This is a genomic window from Paenalcaligenes sp. DL 309, assembly GCF_057475285.1.
The window spans coordinates 360,091-376,076 of the sequence record NZ_JBYBKW010000002.1; the positions used below are offsets into that span (position 1 = coordinate 360,091).

At 44.6% G+C, this 15,986-nt stretch carries 16 protein-coding genes; 7 read left to right on the forward strand and 9 right to left on the reverse strand.

Going from position 1 to position 15,986, the window contains the following annotated elements; translation table 11 throughout:
• Nucleotides 1-52: 52 nt before the first annotated feature.
• The 3 genes from AC2UZJ_RS04415 to AC2UZJ_RS04425 all read left to right on the forward strand — a co-directional run bounded on the left by AC2UZJ_RS04415 (nucleotide 53) and on the right by AC2UZJ_RS04425 (nucleotide 3,700).
• On the forward strand, nucleotides 53-874 hold the full coding sequence (locus tag AC2UZJ_RS04415) for an arsenic resistance protein (protein WP_486948898.1): 822 nt from the start codon (nucleotides 53-55) through the stop codon (nucleotides 872-874).
• 112 nt (nucleotides 875-986) lie between these two features.
• Entirely contained in the window at nucleotides 987-2,399 is a 1,413-nt protein-coding gene (locus AC2UZJ_RS04420; RefSeq protein WP_486948899.1) for a GntP family permease, read from the forward strand.
• Nucleotides 2,400-2,419: 20 nt separating this feature from the next.
• Nucleotides 2,420-3,700 (forward strand): O-antigen ligase family protein, encoded by a 1,281-nt coding sequence (locus AC2UZJ_RS04425; protein ID WP_486948900.1) that lies wholly within the window; start codon nucleotides 2,420-2,422, stop codon nucleotides 3,698-3,700.
• Here the strand turns inward: AC2UZJ_RS04425 and AC2UZJ_RS04430 are convergent.
• The gene (locus AC2UZJ_RS04430; protein ID WP_486948901.1) at nucleotides 3,651-4,250 is read right to left on the reverse strand and encodes a DUF3617 family protein; all 600 of its coding nucleotides are present in this window, start codon (nucleotides 4,248-4,250) and stop codon (nucleotides 3,651-3,653) included. The two genes, AC2UZJ_RS04425 and AC2UZJ_RS04430, sit on opposite strands and share 50 nt — an antisense overlap.
• Nucleotides 4,251-4,265: 15 nt before the next feature.
• Between AC2UZJ_RS04430 and AC2UZJ_RS04435 the strand changes: the two genes are divergently transcribed.
• Both AC2UZJ_RS04435 and AC2UZJ_RS04440 read left to right on the forward strand, forming a co-directional pair.
• Nucleotides 4,266-4,784, forward strand: coding sequence for a DUF2478 domain-containing protein (locus tag AC2UZJ_RS04435; protein WP_486948902.1), 519 nt, complete (start codon nucleotides 4,266-4,268; stop codon nucleotides 4,782-4,784).
• Between the two features lie 80 nt (nucleotides 4,785-4,864).
• The gene (locus AC2UZJ_RS04440; protein ID WP_486948903.1) at nucleotides 4,865-5,674 is read left to right on the forward strand and encodes a sulfite exporter TauE/SafE family protein; all 810 of its coding nucleotides are present in this window, start codon (nucleotides 4,865-4,867) and stop codon (nucleotides 5,672-5,674) included.
• Here the strand turns inward: AC2UZJ_RS04440 and AC2UZJ_RS04445 are convergent.
• Complete coding sequence (locus tag AC2UZJ_RS04445; protein WP_486948904.1) at nucleotides 5,667-6,827, reverse strand: ABC transporter substrate-binding protein; 1,161 nt, start codon at nucleotides 6,825-6,827, stop codon at nucleotides 5,667-5,669. The two genes, AC2UZJ_RS04440 and AC2UZJ_RS04445, sit on opposite strands and share 8 nt — an antisense overlap.
• 190 nt (nucleotides 6,828-7,017) lie before the next feature.
• Here AC2UZJ_RS04445 and AC2UZJ_RS04450 point away from each other — a divergent pair, with 190 nt between their 5' ends.
• The gene (locus AC2UZJ_RS04450; RefSeq protein ID WP_486948905.1) at nucleotides 7,018-8,682 is read left to right on the forward strand and encodes an AMP-binding protein; all 1,665 of its coding nucleotides are present in this window, start codon (nucleotides 7,018-7,020) and stop codon (nucleotides 8,680-8,682) included.
• On the opposite strand, the gene AC2UZJ_RS04455 is transcribed toward AC2UZJ_RS04450, so the two are convergent.
• Genes AC2UZJ_RS04455 through AC2UZJ_RS04465 form a run of 3 tightly spaced genes read right to left on the reverse strand, consistent with a single transcriptional unit; the run spans nucleotide 8,679 to nucleotide 11,073 of the window.
• Nucleotides 8,679-10,034: an ATP-binding protein gene (locus AC2UZJ_RS04455; protein WP_486948906.1), complete on the reverse strand. Its 1,356-nt coding sequence runs from the start codon at nucleotides 10,032-10,034 to the stop codon at nucleotides 8,679-8,681. The genes AC2UZJ_RS04450 and AC2UZJ_RS04455 overlap by 4 nt on opposite strands.
• A complete protein-coding gene (locus AC2UZJ_RS04460; RefSeq protein ID WP_486948907.1) occupies nucleotides 10,025-10,690 on the reverse strand; it encodes a response regulator transcription factor in 666 nt (221 codons plus the stop codon). The genes AC2UZJ_RS04455 and AC2UZJ_RS04460 overlap by 10 nt, the downstream gene beginning before the upstream one ends.
• A 5-nt stretch (nucleotides 10,691-10,695) precedes the next feature.
• A complete protein-coding gene (locus AC2UZJ_RS04465) occupies nucleotides 10,696-11,073 on the reverse strand; it encodes a PepSY domain-containing protein (RefSeq protein WP_486948908.1) in 378 nt (125 codons plus the stop codon).
• Nucleotides 11,074-11,204: 131 nt separating this feature from the next.
• On the opposite strand from AC2UZJ_RS04465, the gene AC2UZJ_RS04470 reads away from it, so the two are divergent.
• Nucleotides 11,205-11,537 carry a hypothetical protein gene (locus AC2UZJ_RS04470; protein ID WP_486948909.1) on the forward strand — a complete coding sequence of 111 codons (333 nt, stop codon included), beginning with the start codon at nucleotides 11,205-11,207 and terminating at the stop codon, nucleotides 11,535-11,537.
• A gap of 31 nt (nucleotides 11,538-11,568) precedes the next feature.
• On the opposite strand, the gene AC2UZJ_RS04475 is transcribed toward AC2UZJ_RS04470, so the two are convergent.
• The 4 genes from AC2UZJ_RS04475 to ilvD are packed head-to-tail and all read right to left on the reverse strand — an operon-like array spanning nucleotide 11,569 to nucleotide 15,946.
• Complete coding sequence (locus tag AC2UZJ_RS04475; RefSeq protein ID WP_486948910.1) at nucleotides 11,569-12,084, reverse strand: cytochrome b; 516 nt, start codon at nucleotides 12,082-12,084, stop codon at nucleotides 11,569-11,571.
• Between the two features lie 35 nt (nucleotides 12,085-12,119).
• On the reverse strand, nucleotides 12,120-13,184 hold the full coding sequence (locus tag AC2UZJ_RS04480; protein ID WP_486948911.1) for an AI-2E family transporter: 1,065 nt from the start codon (nucleotides 13,182-13,184) through the stop codon (nucleotides 12,120-12,122).
• Nucleotides 13,185-13,197: 13 nt separating this feature from the next.
• On the reverse strand, nucleotides 13,198-14,043 hold the full coding sequence (gene nadE, locus AC2UZJ_RS04485) for an ammonia-dependent NAD(+) synthetase (protein ID WP_486948912.1): 846 nt from the start codon (nucleotides 14,041-14,043) through the stop codon (nucleotides 13,198-13,200).
• Between the two features lie 37 nt (nucleotides 14,044-14,080).
• Nucleotides 14,081-15,946 carry a dihydroxy-acid dehydratase gene (ilvD, locus tag AC2UZJ_RS04490; RefSeq protein ID WP_486948913.1) on the reverse strand — a complete coding sequence of 622 codons (1,866 nt, stop codon included), beginning with the start codon at nucleotides 15,944-15,946 and terminating at the stop codon, nucleotides 14,081-14,083.
• Nucleotides 15,947-15,986: the final 40 nt, after the last annotated feature.

Sequence of the window (15,986 nt, forward strand, 5' to 3'; positions counted from 1 at the left end):
AGTATAATGTTATTTCTAATCAATAATTTCCCTTACCCCTTTAAGGTTTTTTATGAAGACTATCGCCTGGCTCAGTAAAAATCTCAGTCTAAGCATACCTATATTTTTAGTATTGGGTTTTATTACCGGGCTTAATACCAACACGCAACCCTTAGCCTTACTAATCGCCCCCTTAACCCTACTTATGGTGTATCCCATGATGGTGGGGGTAAAGCCTAAACAGTTACTGCACCCTGGTAATAACGCGGTGCAGATCTGGGCTTTGGTCATTAACGTTGCCATTATTCCTTTTATTGCGTATGGCTTAGGCAGAGTGTTTTTTGCTGATGAACCGGCTTTGGCGTTGGGCTTATTATTAGGCGCAGAAATCCCAGTGCAAATAGTAGCGGTATTTCAACAAATCCTTTTATTTATTGTGGTTCCTCTTATTGCCGGGCAAATAACGCGATTCGTTTTAGTAAAAAAACATGGCCAAGATCATTTTCAAAAACACATAGGCCCGAAATTTCCTCAGTTTTCTACCTTAGGCGTTTTAGGCATTGTATTTGTGGCGATGGCTCTTAAAGCACAAGACTTGATGCAATCTCCCGAATTATTATTATCTATAGTCATTCCCATTTTTATCTTGTATGCCATTAATTATGTACTCAGTACTGTGATTGCTCAAAAGGCGCTAAATCGTGGTGATGGCATTGCGTTAGTGTATGGCACGGTCATGCGGAACTTATCCATTGCCTTGGCCTTATCCATGACCGCTTTTGGTGAGGCGGGAGCTCAAGCCGCATTACTGATTGCCTTAGCTTATATAATCCAAGTGCAATCCGCCGCTTGGTACGTGAAATTCTCTCACCGACTCTTCCCCATGAACGCTTAAAAAGCAATAAGCGTAAATAACATATCCAACACCGAAACATAGGCTTACAATCACGCCTAGCAGGCAATAATGCGTGCGTGATTTTTGTATCTACGTTTTTGGAGCTCTAGCTATGTCCACGTTAGCTATTGTTATTTCTTTATTGCTACTGATGTTTTTTGCATATAGAGGCGTAACGGTTTTACTACTAGCCCCCTTAATGGCCGCCTTGGCGGTGTTTTTATCGGGTGACCTGGGTTTCTTTTTACCTATTTACACAGAAACCTTCATGAAGGCTTTAGGCGGCTATGTGCTGCAGTTTTTACCGATATTTTTGCTAGGAGCTTTGTTTGGGCAGCTCATGGCTGATTCGGGTGCTGCTAATACCATTGCGCGTTGGATAGTTAAACGTCTAGGCCCTACCCACTCCTTAGCTACGGTGGTGATTGCATGTGGTTTATTAACCTATGGTGGGGTTTCGCTATTTGTGGTGGCCTTTGCTATTTATCCCATTGCCCGCGATCTATTCCGTGCTGCTGACATTCCCAAGGATTTAATTCCCGCCACTATTGCTCTAGGCTCCTTTACTTTCACCATGACGGCACTGCCCGGCACGCCCGCTATTCAAAACGCTATCCCCATTCCTTATTACGGCACAAACGTGTTTGCGGCCCCGGGATTAGGTATTATTGGTGCGCTGGTAATGCTTATAGGTGGTTTATGGTGGTTACAGGGTCGTGTAAACAAAGCCAAAACCCAGGGCCGAGGTTATGGTGATCATGCCAGCGACCAAGATATCCCTATGGATGATGGCCATACGGTACATGAGAAAGGCCCGCTTTCTACCATGCCTTTGGTCTTAGCATTACTGCCTTTGTTTTTAGTAATTGGGGTCAATGCGCTCTTTACCTACTGGGTTTTTCCCAATACAGATTTAGCGCCAATTAGCGATAAATTCCCAAATACGAATGTGCAAAACATGACAGGCTTATGGGCTTTAATCATTGCCTTAGTTTCTGCTTGTTTTGTATTAATTATTTCACGCTTAGGACGCTGGGAAAATCTTAAAGAAACCATTAACCAAGGGGTGTTTGGTTTTATGCTACCGCTATTTAACACCGCTTCTGAGGTGGGTTATGGTGCGGTGATTGCTGGCTTAGCCGGTTTTGCCATTATTCGCGACTCTGTTTTAAATCTTAATCCTACCAACCCACTGATTTCTGAAGCCGTTGCGATGACAACGTTAGCAGGTATTACTGGCTCTTCATCTGGTGGGTTAAGTATTGCTCTACAAACCTTAGGTGCTGAGTATTTAGCAATGGCTGAAGCCGCTGGTATTAGCCCAGAGCTTATGCACCGGGTAGCGGTTATGGCAGCGGGTGGTTTTGACACCTTACCGCATTGCGGCGCCATTATTACCTTGCTCGCTATTTGTAAGCTGAATCACCGTCAAGCTTACGCAAATATCGCAATGGTAACAATGGTGGCACCATTATTTGCTACTATTACTGTCATTACTTTAGGGACCATGTTTGGCAGCTTCTGAGCCTCCTTTTATATTATTAAATGATAAACACCACCTCTGCCCCACGATGGCTAGTTACTTATTGCTCAAGTGCCATTTTCATTTTTGGCTTGCTAGCATTAATCATACCTAGTGGCTATTCAGTGGGTGCAGTATTGTTGTTATTAGGGGGGCTTTACGCTTACACTCAAGATAAGCAAAACCCGCTAGAGACGCGTGATTTTTACTTACTCTTGGTTTTAGTGGCTTTTACCTTAGAAGGCATTGGAAATAACCTATGGCATGACCTAGGCAGCAGTCATTATGACAAGATTTTACGATTTACTTTAGCCATCCCTACCTTTTACTTACTCCGTTGGACTAAACCAAAGCTGCATTGGGCTTGGGCGGGTTTGGTCGCCGGCAGTGTAGGGGCTGGCTTACTCGCTATTTACGAAAAACTCTTTCTCGCTTTAGAGCGTTCAGGCGGTTTTCATCATTCCATACAATTTGGTAATTTATCCATGTTGATGGGCTTGTTCTGCCTAGCGGGCTTAGGATGGGCCTACAGCTTAACTGAAATCAAACACCGCAGAATCTACTTCACTTTGCTTATTTTAGGTGCTCTAAGCGGTATATTAGGCTCTATTCTTTCAGGCAGCCGAGGTGGTTGGATAGGGCTGCCTTTTGTGTTTTTAGTTTTATTTAAGGCCTACCATAATTACTTTACCCTGCGCACTAAAATTTTTGCTTTTGTATTCGCCGTTTTAATTGGCCTCACTGTTTTTAACCTGCCACAGCTTCCTATAAAAGACCGCATACATGCCGCTATACATGATGTACAGCAATATCAAGCCGGTTATAAAGCTACCTCAGTAGGTTCGCGCTTTGAGATGTGGCGCGGAGCCACGGAACTAATTAAAGAAAAACCTTTATTAGGCTGGGGGCAAACTGAATACGTAACGGCTATTCAAGAGCTAGTGACTCAAGGAAAAATAGATCCTGCCACCACTTTATTTACCCATTCACATAATGAAATACTCAATACAACGGCTAAAAATGGGCTGGTAGGGTTGCTTGCCCTAATTGCCTTATATTTAGCTCCTATTTGGTATTTCCACCCTTACTTAAAGCACTCAAATTTGTCTTTACGCGCCTTAGCCGTAGCAGGAACTATATTACCTGTGGCTTATATTGACTTTGGATTCACGCAAAGTTTTTTATCGCATAATAGTGGCGTAATGATGTATGCGTTTTGGCTTATGATCTGGGCCGGATATTTACGCAATGCGATTACGGCGTACCAATCGACGAACACTGCGCCTGCTGCCACTGCGCCTTAAAATTATTACGAATATGAACCTGTGACTGCATGCGCCCTGTGAGCATTAACTGTATAGGCGCAGGTAGAGTACCTACACCTTCCACAAATCCCGAAGCCTCTGTAGCACTGTGATAGTGAATTTGCCCTTTTACATCTCCCTCCATGCCATGTTTAGGCTCATTGCAGTAGCCACTAAAAACCATTGTGCTTTGCACCGCGTCTTGGCTATCTATTTGTAACTCACACTGGCCTAAGGCTTGACTAACAAAATCCAAACTTTTTTGTGGATCAGACAATACAGTGGCCTGTTTAACGCTTAAACATTCGTTGAATTGACGGGGATCATAGCGATTTAGTTTTTCTAACTGCTCAGGCTTTAAAAAAGTTGCTGCCTGCTGTTTAATGAGATTGAGCTGTGGTCCTATGTCTTTGCCTTCAGCTAAAGTTTGCGTAGTAATTTCCCACTGCCCGGCGCTGGGTTGCACCGTAAAGGGTGCCGCATAACTGGAAGCAGTAACTACAGTTAGTGACGAGAGCAATGTAAATAGTAGTATTCGAATTTTCTTCATAATTTTGGAGTCATAATGACGAACAATGAAAAACCGTTACCTATAGGTGCTATCGTACATGAAAGCGCTGAAGCCGCTGATGAGCAATTGCAACCATTTATTCAGTACTTACAAGAGCAAGGCAAAGTGGTATTAGGTGTGGTGCAAGCGCCTGAAGAAGTGAGCTTTGCTTACCGCAGCAAAATGGGCATTATTAATCTTAATAACGGCGAGTTCACATCTATTGCTCAGGATTTAGGCGAGCACAACACCAGTTGCTGCCTAGATTCCGAAGCTGTTAGTAATGCCAGCCATATTTTAAAGCATGCACGTGAACAAAAACCAGATCTTATTGTGGTAAACCGTTTTGGCAAACTCGAAGCAGAAGGCGAAGGCTTTGCCGAGGAGTTGCTGGAAATCATGAGCTTGGGCCTACCTATGATCACGGTAGTTGCCACGCGTTTTTTAGAACCTTGGCGTGAGTTTACCGGCGGCTTAGCCACAGAAATCAATCCAAATTTAGCTGATATAAAAAGCTGGTATGCACAGCAATAATCCATATAACAACAAGCTATATGCATATAATGTTATTATATAAAGATATTTTTCTTTATATAATAAACAAACGATAAATTATGATCAGCAGCATATTGGGGTTTATTGTGGGCCTAACCTTAGGTCTCACCGGAGCCGGTGGCGGTATTTTAGCCGTACCCGCATTAGTATTAGGTGTGGGGCTTTCCATGACCACCGCTGCACCTATAGCCTTAATTGCTGTAGGCCTTGCTGCGCTCACCGGCGCAGTAGATGGTTTACGACGGTATTTAGTTCGTTATAAAGCAGCCGTACTTATGTCTGTAGTAGGCGGACTGATGTCGCCTTTAGGTGCATGGCTAGCTAAGCGTTTGCCTGAGTTTTGGCTAATGGTGCTGTTTAGCGGGGTGATGTTTATTGTGGCAGCTCGCATGTTTAATCAAGCCCGCCGTAGTAAAAAATCGGGCGGCACTGTTGAGCCCGAAAAAGAAAAGCTTTGTATGATCTCTGAAGCCACGGGGAAATTTATCTGGAATAGCCGCTGTACCCTAACCATTGGCGGCATAGGCATGGTATCGGGCTTATTGACCGGCCTTTTAGGTGTGGGAGGCGGTTTTATTATTGTGCCTATGCTCAAGCGTTTTACGAATCTTAAAATACATAATATTGTGGCCACCTCATTGATGGTGATCGCGCTGATATCAGCCGTCACTGTACTTAATGCGCTGGCGACTAGCGATGCACTACACAATCCAGCCACTTGGCCTTTTGTGGCTTTTGTGGTGGCTGGAATGATAGGGGGGCGTATTGCCGCCCCCAAAATACCACCGCTTTATATACAAATGGGTTTTGCCCTTTTATGTGGGCTCTCCGCTTGTATTGTATTGTTAGAGGCGTTTGCGGTTATTTAACTAGAGTCCATTCACCATTTTTAATGGTAATGAGCTCTACACCCCGCTCATCAAAACCACTATGATCATCAGGTGTCATATTATAGATACCCTGAGTACCGGGTAGCTCTTTGATGTTTTCTAAGGCATCGCGTAGCGCTTGACGGAACTCCACCGTACCCGGCTCTGCCACCTCAGCCGCTACCGGAATGGCCTCCATTAATAATAAACCCGCATCATACACATTACCGCCAAAGGTGGCTGGCACATTCCCATACCTCTCGTTATAGTTATTCATGTAATCCAGCGCCACTGCCTTGGAAGGATTGTCATCCGAAATTTCATCCGGTACTAGCATTAAACTACCGCCCATAATGGTATTTTCTACCGCTTTACCACCTAAGCGTAAAAAATCATTCATGGCTGCGCCGTGCGTTTGGTAAATCGTACCCGGATAATTACGCTCATACAACGTACTTTGTGGCAATACCGCTGGGCTTCCCGGCGAACCTATTAATACCGCATCAGGATTAGCCGACATAATTTTTAATATTTGCCCGGTAACAGACGTATCTGGACGGTTATAGCGCTCATTAGCCACTAAAGTAATGCCTTTTTCTGCTAAACGCTCTTGCATTACGCCATACCATGTTTCACCGTAAGTATCTGCTGTGCCGATAAAGGCCAGCGTTTTCACCCCATTATCTTGCATATGTTGCATCAATTTATCAGCCACTATGCTGTCGTTTTGCGTAGGTTTAAACACCCACTTACGTTTCTCATCCATAGGATAAATCACGCTAATAGAACCCACTGGTGCTAATAATGGTGTTTGGGCTTCACTGACTAAATCTAATAAAGCCATGGCGTGCGGTGCACCTGAAGGTCCAATAATGGCATCTACCTGCTCTTCAGAAATGAGCTTTTTAACAGAAGTCACGGTATTATTGGGCTCACTGGCATCATCAAAATGAATATATTCAATACTTAGATCACCCACCTGATCAGGCAGCATCATAGCGGTATTGCGTTGCGGTATACCAATGGCAGAAACCGTACCAGTAGAAGAAGCAATAGTACCTATTTTTACTTGAGCATAAGCCGTAGCGCTAGTGGCAGTAGCAGCTACTAATGCAGCCCCTAATAATAAGGTAAAGCGGCGTGTAGTTTTCATTTTTTCCCTTTTTTAATAAAGACTTTAGATCAAGATCATACCGCGACTTCTGTATTATTTACTCCTAATGATGGGGTTTATCCCTATGAAATTGCTTTCGCTCTTTTACTTTAGTTGTTTATAATTAATAGCTAAAGTAAATATAAAGACGATAAATACAACTGTAAATGCAGACACGTGGAGATACATCATGGAAAAAACAGGGCTTACCGATCAATTTGCTCGCAATAACTTACCCCCAAAAGAGCAATGGCCAGTTTTGCTTTTAGACAATAACCCCGATCTTTCCTACGCTCCGCGTTTAAATGCCGCCACCGAGTTACTTGGCTTACAAATCGCACGTGGTTTTGGAGATAATATTGCCTTAGAGTGGCTAGAAGAAGACGGCACGGCAAAGCAAATCACCTATAACGAACTTGAGGCCTTAAGTAATCAAATTGCCCATGTATTTGTAGATGATATGAATTTGCTAAGTGGCAACCGTATCTTATTGCGTGGCCCCAATAATCTCATGATGGCAGCGAGCTGGCTAGCCGCCTTAAAAGTGGGTTTAGTTACCGTTCCTACTATGCCTTTATTGCGTGCGGTAGAGCTTAAAACTATTATAAATAAAGCTGAAATTGCAGCAGCTATCTGTGATGCGCGCTTAGATGAAGAGCTTAATCACTGCATGGACTCTCAACACCCTCATTACACACCCACCTTAAAAAACGCTTTGTTTTTTAACGATAGCAGCAGCCAAAGTCTAGAGAGTTTAGCCAAAACTAAACCCCGCACCTTTACCCCTTGCGATACCGCTGCCGATGATGTGTGTTTAATTGCTTTTACCAGTGGTACCACAGGTGAACCTAAAGGCTGCATGCACTTTCATCGTGATGTACTCATCATGTGCGACACGTTCAGCAAACATATATTGCGTTTAAGTCCTGAAGATAAAGTGTGTGGTACGCCACCTTTAGCCTTTACTTTTGGTCTAGGTGGTTTGCTGTGCTTCCCCCTACGTGTAGGGGCAAGTGCGGTTTTAGCCGAAAGATTAGATCCTAAAAGTCTGCTCGAATACGTAGATAGGTTTAACGTTACCATGACCTTTACCGCCCCCACTTTTTATAGACAAATGGCGGCTTTAGTCAAAGATTTTTCTCTAGCTTCTCTACGATCTACCGTTTCAGCTGGTGAAGCCTTACCACCTGCCACCCGTGAACTTTGGAAAAAAGCCTCAGGTATAGAAATGATAGACGGCATTGGAGGCACGGAAATGATCCACGTTTATATCTCCAGCCCTCCTGAGAGCGTACGCCCAGGCGCAATTGGCCAAGTAGTACCTGGTTTTGAGGCTCAAGTGGTAGATGATAATATGCAGCCTGTGCCTAATGGCACGGTAGGTCGGCTAGCCGTGCGGGGCCCTACCGGCTGCCGTTATTTAAGCGATGAACGTCAAAAACAATTTGTGCAAGATGGCTGGAACGTCCCAGGAGACACCTTCAAAATGGACGACGACGGCTATTTATTTTATCAGGCACGCAATGACGATATGATTATTTCCGCTGGTTATAGCATTGCGGGACCAGAGGTAGAAGACTGCTTATTACAGCACCCGGCGGTATCAGAATGTGGTGTAGTAGGCATGCCTGACGAAACCCGAGGTAATATACTTAAAGCCTTTATTATGCTTAAAGACGGTTACAATCCCAGTGAAGGCTTAATCAAAGAACTCCAAGACTTCGTTAAGCAAAATGCCGCTCCTTACAAGTACCCACGCGCAGTAGAGTTTGTAGATAGCCTACCCCGTACTGAAACCGGTAAGATACAACGTTTTGTTTTACGGGAAAAAGCCAGAGCGGCAGCCAACGCTTAAGGCAGTACTATATCCACGCGCATGCCCCCCAGTTGGGCACGCGTGGCTTTCACTTCCCCCCCATACAGCTGCACTAGATCTGCCACTATAGCCAGACCTAAGCCGCTACCTACCATAAGCTCATCAGCTCGTACACCCCGCTTAAACACCGCTACACATTGTTCAGCCTCTAAACCGGGGCCATCATCTTCTATGATGAGCTGTAATGAAGATTTACCCGCCTTTGTTTGGCGCTGCACCGCTACTGAAATGGTTGCATCACACCATTTAAAGGCGTTATCCAATACATTTCCTAAAATTTCATGCAAGTCTTGAGCTTCGCCTTTGAAGTATAGCTCTGGGCTATCCGCACTAATTTGCACTTGTACTGGCTTATGTTCATAGGCTCGTTGTAAGAGCTTACTGAGACTTTGTACTGCAGGTATTACTGCAGTGCGCACTCCTACGGTTTTTACTGCAGCCGCCACTCGTGCTCTGGAGAGCTGATAATCTACCTGCTTCTGTGTGGCCTCTACTTGTTCGGATACTAAGGTGGCTAACGCCGAATTTTCTTTTTTAGCGGCATTAGCTAAAACGGCTAAGGGCGTCTTGACGGCGTGAGCTAGATTTCCTGCCTGTGTACGAGCTCGCTCCACTACCTGTGCATTACTGTGTAATACGCGGTTGAACTCAGAGACTAAGGGTTGAATTTCCTGAGGGTACTGCCCTTCTATAGCTGCACTATGACCTTCATGTACGGCTACTAAGCGCGTACGCAACTGTCGTAAAGGCCGCAATCCTAAACGTAACTGCCACCAAACACCTAACACTAACACGGCACCCAAGACCGCAAGTGTTAGGATCAGCATCCAGCCAAATCGCTGTAAAGGTGCTGCTATCAACTCTTCTTGAGCTGCTATCCAAAATTGATAGGTAGGGTGCACCACCTCTTCAAAAAACGTCACCGTTTTCCCTAAAATATAAACCTCACCTAACTCGGGGTCGGTATAACGGCCCCAGTAATTCCCTTCTACTTGTGGAGGACTTAGCTTTTCATCCCATAAAGAACGGGAATACAGCACAGCGAAAACATCTGTGTTTATTGGAGTAATTTGCCAATACATGCCGCCTAAGGGCCGTTCAAAACGAGGATCACTAAGAGGCTGAGCAATTTGCAGCGGCTGACTTTGAGTTGGGTTTTCTAAATCTATATCAGCCTGTGCTATAAGCTGTTGCATATGCATATTGAGCTCTTTATGCAATTGCTCTTCTACGTGTTGTTTAAACAGCTGGATTAATAAAAAACCTGCTGCTGCTATGCTGCACAGCACCCAAACTAAAGCTCCTAATAATAAGCGCCGTGTTAAGGACATGGCGCTATGAGCTTATAACCTAAGCCACGTACAGTTTGTATGTAATCGGCTGGCATTTTTTTACGCAAACGGCCTATAAACACATCAATGGTATTGGAATCGCGATCTTGATCTTGAGCATAAATATGCTCTATAAGCTCAGTACGCGACACCACTTGTTCCATGTTATGCATCAAATAAGCTAACACCTTGTATTCGTGCCCAGTTAAGCTAAGCGTCTGATCAGCAAAGGTGAACTGGGCCTGACGTGTATCTAATAGCAAATCGCCACATTGCAAAGTGGAGCTGGCATGACCTGCAGCCCTACGCAATAAGGCTCGCACCCGTGCTAATAACTCTTGAGTATGAAAAGGCTTGGTGACGTAATCATCTGCACCCGCATCCATGCCACTGACTTTTTCATGCCAGCTATCACGTGCGGTTAGAATTAATACCGGCATGCCTAAGCCTTCAGCTCGCCAACGTTTTAGGACAGTTAAACCGTCTATTTGCGGTAGACCTAAATCGAGGATGACCGCATCATAACTTTCTACCGAAGCCATATAATGCGCTTCTGCGCCATCGATGGCCGTATCAGTTACATAACCCTGCGCATTTAAGGTTTCGGTAATTTGCTGCAGTAAATTTGGCTCGTCTTCCACAATTAAAATACGCATAAGACCTATTTATTTCCTTTGTGATGTCGGCGTTTTTTATCGCGACTTTTCACGCGTAACACTTCTGCCGTATTCGCATCCACATAAAGCTTCATAATATGCCCATCATCGGCAAGTAGTTTAATTTTATAAATATAACGAGGATTATATTTTTTGTTTTTACTTTTTCTTTTAGCCAGTTCAGCATCTAAAACATGGCCAGGGTAATCCTGTTTGATTTGCGCTAACACCCAACGCAAAGATTTGATTTCCCCCGCTTGATGCGCTTCGCGTATTTGTGAATGAGATAAGCCCGAAGAGGCTTGCACAGTAGATACACTGCCTAAGAGCAAAGACAGCCACACAGCAGCAAAAAAAGAAAACCAAGATTTACGCGTCATCATAAAACCATAATAAAAACATCAACATGAACGGCAGATGAACGCAGGCTTCATATTGTGTTCATCTGACATAGTGCACAATAGATTCATCACTTAACAAACAACCCAATAAATCAACAAATGGAGTATGACTTATGTCTAAAAAACTACTAATTTCTACTTTGGCCGCCTTAGCCACAACGGGCGCATTTTTAAGCACTCCCGCCTTTGCAGCTGATACTATTACAAACATCAAGCAGGCGTATGAAGCTGTAGAAAAAGCAGGCTACAAAGACAACGATATTCAAAGCATCAAACACACTACTCGGGGCTACAGAGCGACTGTATTTAATGAAGATAATCGTAAAACCCGCCTAATGATTAATCCCACTGATGGCAGCATCACCGTACACGAAAAACGCCGCGACTGCGATCAAGATGAGCGCCGCGGCGGCCGTAAGGGAGAAGGCAAAGGCCGTAATAATTAATACGGCTTAAGCCTGAAAGTTTATTTTAGGTTTACAACATGCGGGGCAGCACATCGTGCTCTGGCCCCGCTAATTTATGCTTGATCGCCATAGCAATATGGCCAAAAATGATGAAAAAGAAGAACCAGCCTAAATTACCGTGCAGAGCATTGCCTAAATCCACTAACCATTCTGTTTCAACACCTGTTTTTTCCAGTATGGTTAAACCAAAATAACTAAAATCACGATCAGCACCAAAATAACGCCCTAAGGCCAACGCGGGCACCACCAACATCAACAAATACATAAGCCCATGACCGGCTTTGACCAGCGCATCATTTTTTGGGCGATTTTTGCTTTGAGCAATACCCCATAAAATACGTAACACTGCCATCCATAAAATGGTGAAGCCCACTTGAGTGTGATAATAAAAAATCGCCTTGGTTAAGGCCGAGTCTTTATCAATAAAGCGACTAATAGCGGTAAACAGCATCCAGGCAAAACCTAAGGCCATCACCCAATGAAAAAATCGTGAAATAAAACCATAACGCGTAGCGGTATCACCCATTTTGTTCTCCTATCTATTGAATATTTTCATAATAATTAACGAGTAGAGGTAATCTGCCCGCTATACACCCATTCACGCCAAATGGCCACGAGCAATGCCATCAACACTGGGCCTATAAATAAACCCACTATACCCATGGTTTTTACGCCCCCTACTAGACCAAAAAAAGTCGGTAAAAAAGGAAGTTTAACTGGCCCTCCCACCAAACGTGGGCGCAAGGTTTTATCTACAATAAAAAGCTCTATAGAGCCCCATAAAAACAAAGCAATAGCCGCTACTGTATTCCCCGAGCCAAACAAATACAAAGACACCAAAGTAAAAGATAAAGGTGCTCCACCGGGGATCAAAGCCATAAAGCCCGTAACAGCTCCTAACAAAGCAGGTGAAGGTACACCCGCTATCCAATAAGCAATACCTAATACCACGCCTTCGCCCAAGGCAATTAGTCCCATACCGGTTACGGTAGAGTTGATGGTGGCAGGTACTACACGAGAGAATCGCTGCCAGCGTGTAGGTAAAATACGCTCACCCACTATATCTAGCTGTGACAAAATCACACTGCCGTCTTTATAAATAAAAAACAGCGTAATCACCATAAATAAGAGGGATAATAATAAATGAAAAGCATCACCCGTAGCGGTGAGAATCATGCGATAAATATTACCAATATGCTCGCCACTCACGACCTCAATCATGGCGCCTAACGCATGAGGTTCAGCCAAATACACCTGCCAATACTCCGCTATACGTGGCCCCACCCCAGGCAGCGCAGGGATCCAATCAGGGACCGGCATTCCATCACGGTTAGCCGCCAAGAGCCAAATAACAAAAGTACTGGCCTCTTTAATAACAAAAGACAAAGCAAATGATAGGGGTAAAATAATAACCCCAATCACAATTACAATAGCAATAGTGGCAGCAATTAAACTGCGGCCTCTTAAGTAATTCAGTAGCTTTTTATATAAAGGCCAACTGGCCAATCCAATAATAAAAGCCCCTAAAACAGGGACAATAAAATCTTTTAAAAAAAACAGACCCGCTAAGATTACAAGTAAAAGTAACCAGCGGGCGATTAAAAATGGGGGTAATACAGGCTGCATAAATGGCCGTAAGTTAAAAAGACACGGTAAGTGGTGAAGCGGGAAGCTTACGTTTATGCTCGCCATTATGGTAGTGGCGTAAAATGATGTCAAAAGCTTCTGTAGAGACATCTTGCCCAGTTAAAAAGGCGTCAATTTCAGTATAACTAAGGCCAAAAGCGGATTCATCGGGCAACAAAGGCGTTAAAGACTCCAAATCAGCAGTGGGAACCTTTTCAATTAAATAGCTAGGAATATCACACTGTACGGCCAATTCACGCACTTGACTTTTAGTGAGTCCAGCTAAGGGCATTAAGTCAGCAGCGCCATCACCGTATTTAGTGAAGTAACCCATCAGCACTTCGGCGGCATGGTCACTACCTAACACCAAACCAAACTCCGCGGCGGCTACCGCATAACACACCAACATACGCTGTCTGGCTTTGGCATTGCCCATCACAAAATCTTGCTGAGCGGCTGAGTTAAAACTCTGACCAGCCTGCCGTAAGGAATGCAACATCGCATCGGTAGCGGGTTGAATATTAATGCTTAAAGTGCGATCTGGCTGGATATGGTGAATGGCAGCATCGGCATCTGCTGCATCACTTTGCACACCATAGGGTAAGCGCAAGGCGATAAATTGCGCCTCATAGTCCTCAGCTCGTAACTGCTCTACCGCCCGCTGAGCCATATAGCCCACTAGCAACGAATCTATACCACCACTAATACCAATGACTAAGCTTTGCGCCTTACTTTGACGTAAATATTGCTTAATAAAATTCGTACGGCGCTTTAACTCAGGCACCGCTTGAATGATGGGCTGCACGCCTAACTCAGCAATGATTTGTTGTTGACTCTGTTTCTGTTCTGGACTCAGCATGGCAATCTACATAATTAAAACAAATAACAAAGAGTGACTACTTAGGCATCACTTGGCTAACATCCCGCACGGCACCACGGTCTGCTGATGTAGCTAAAGCGGCATAAGCTCGTAATGCTTGAGAGACCGCACGCTCGCGTTTTTCAGTAGGCTGCCAGGCATCTTTACCACGAGCATTCATGGCCTCACGTCTAGCCTGTAACTCTTCATCTGAAATAGCTAAATGAATACGACGGTTTGGAATATCAATTTCAATAGTATCACCCTCTTCGACTAAGGCAATATTACCGCCTTCTGCCGCTTCAGGGGAAGCATGACCAATCACTAGGCCGGAAGAGCCTCCTGAAAATCTACCATCGGTTAATAAGGCAGCATGTTCGCCTAAACCCATGGATTTTAAGTAGGAAGTGGGATAGAGCATTTCTTGCATACCCGGGCCACCTTTAGGGCCTTCATAGCGGATAATAACTACATCGCCGCGCTTTACGGTACCATCTAAAATACCTGCTACAGAAGATTCTTGGCTTTCAAAGATGCGAGCTTTACCGGTAAAGGTGAGTATGCTGTCATCTACGCCTGCTGTTTTTACAATACAGCCTTTTTCAGCCACATTTCCATACAATACCGCTAAGCCCCCATCAAGCGAATAAGCATGCTCTTTACTACGTATACAGCCATTTTCACGATCAATATCTAAGTCTTCGTAATAGCGATCTTGGCTAAAAGCGGTTTGCGTGGGCACACCGCCGGGAGCACTTTTATAAAAAGTGGCTACCGCTTTGGCATTTTCCCCTTTCACATCCCAGCGATTAATAGCCTCACCCAACGTACCACTGTGAATATTACCCACATCTAAGTTCAAAAGACCAGCACGGCCTAATTCACCTAATATTGCCATGATGCCACCGGCACGGTGTACATCTTCCATGTGGTAGTCTTCTGTGGCTGGCGCCACTTTACACAAACAGGGTACATGACGTGAGATACGATCAATGTCAGCCATTGTGAAGTCTACCTCCGCTTCATTCGCCGCGGCCAAAAGGTGTAAAACCGTATTAGTAGACCCCCCCATGGCCACATCTAATGCCATCACGTTTTCAAAAGCGGCGTGCGTGGCAATACTGCGTGGTAAAACCGAATCATCGTTTTGCTCGTAATAACGTTTACAAAGTTCAACAATGATATTGCCCGCATTTTCAAATAACCCACGACGGCGTGCATGTGTGGCCACTAAGGTGCCATTGCCGGGTAAGGCCAAGCCTAAAGCTTCAGTTAAACAGTTCATGGAGTTAGCGGTAAACATACCTGAACAGGAACCACAGGTAGGGCACGCGCTGCGCTCTATCTCAGCCACTTCTTCATCTGTAAGGGCACTGTCTGCAGCACCCACCATGGCATCTACCAAATCCAGCTTACGGGTTACGGTTTTACCGTCTATGGCCATCACCTTACCCGCTTCCATGGGGCCACCTGAAACAAACACCACAGGAATATTAATACGCAAAGCGGCCATCAACATGCCGGGAGTGATTTTATCGCAGTTGGAAATACACACCATGGCATCAGCACAGTGCGCGTTTACCATGTACTCAACGGAATCCGCAATCAGCTCACGGGAAGGCAAGGAATAAAGCATGCCGTCATGTCCCATGGCAATGCCATCATCTACCGCAATGGTATTAAACTCTTTGGCCACCCCACCCGCCGCTTCAATTTGGCGTGCTACTAGCTGCCCCATGTCTTTTAAATGCACATGACCGGGCACAAACTGGGTAAAAGAATTAACCACCGCAATAATGGGTTTTTCGAAATCGCCATCTTTCATGCCGGTAGCACGCCATAAGGCGCGTGCTCCTGCCATATTGCGACCATGAGTTGAAGTACGGGAACGATAGTTAGGCATTTTTAATAATCTCTAGCAAAAAAGCAGTCAAAAGTGTATA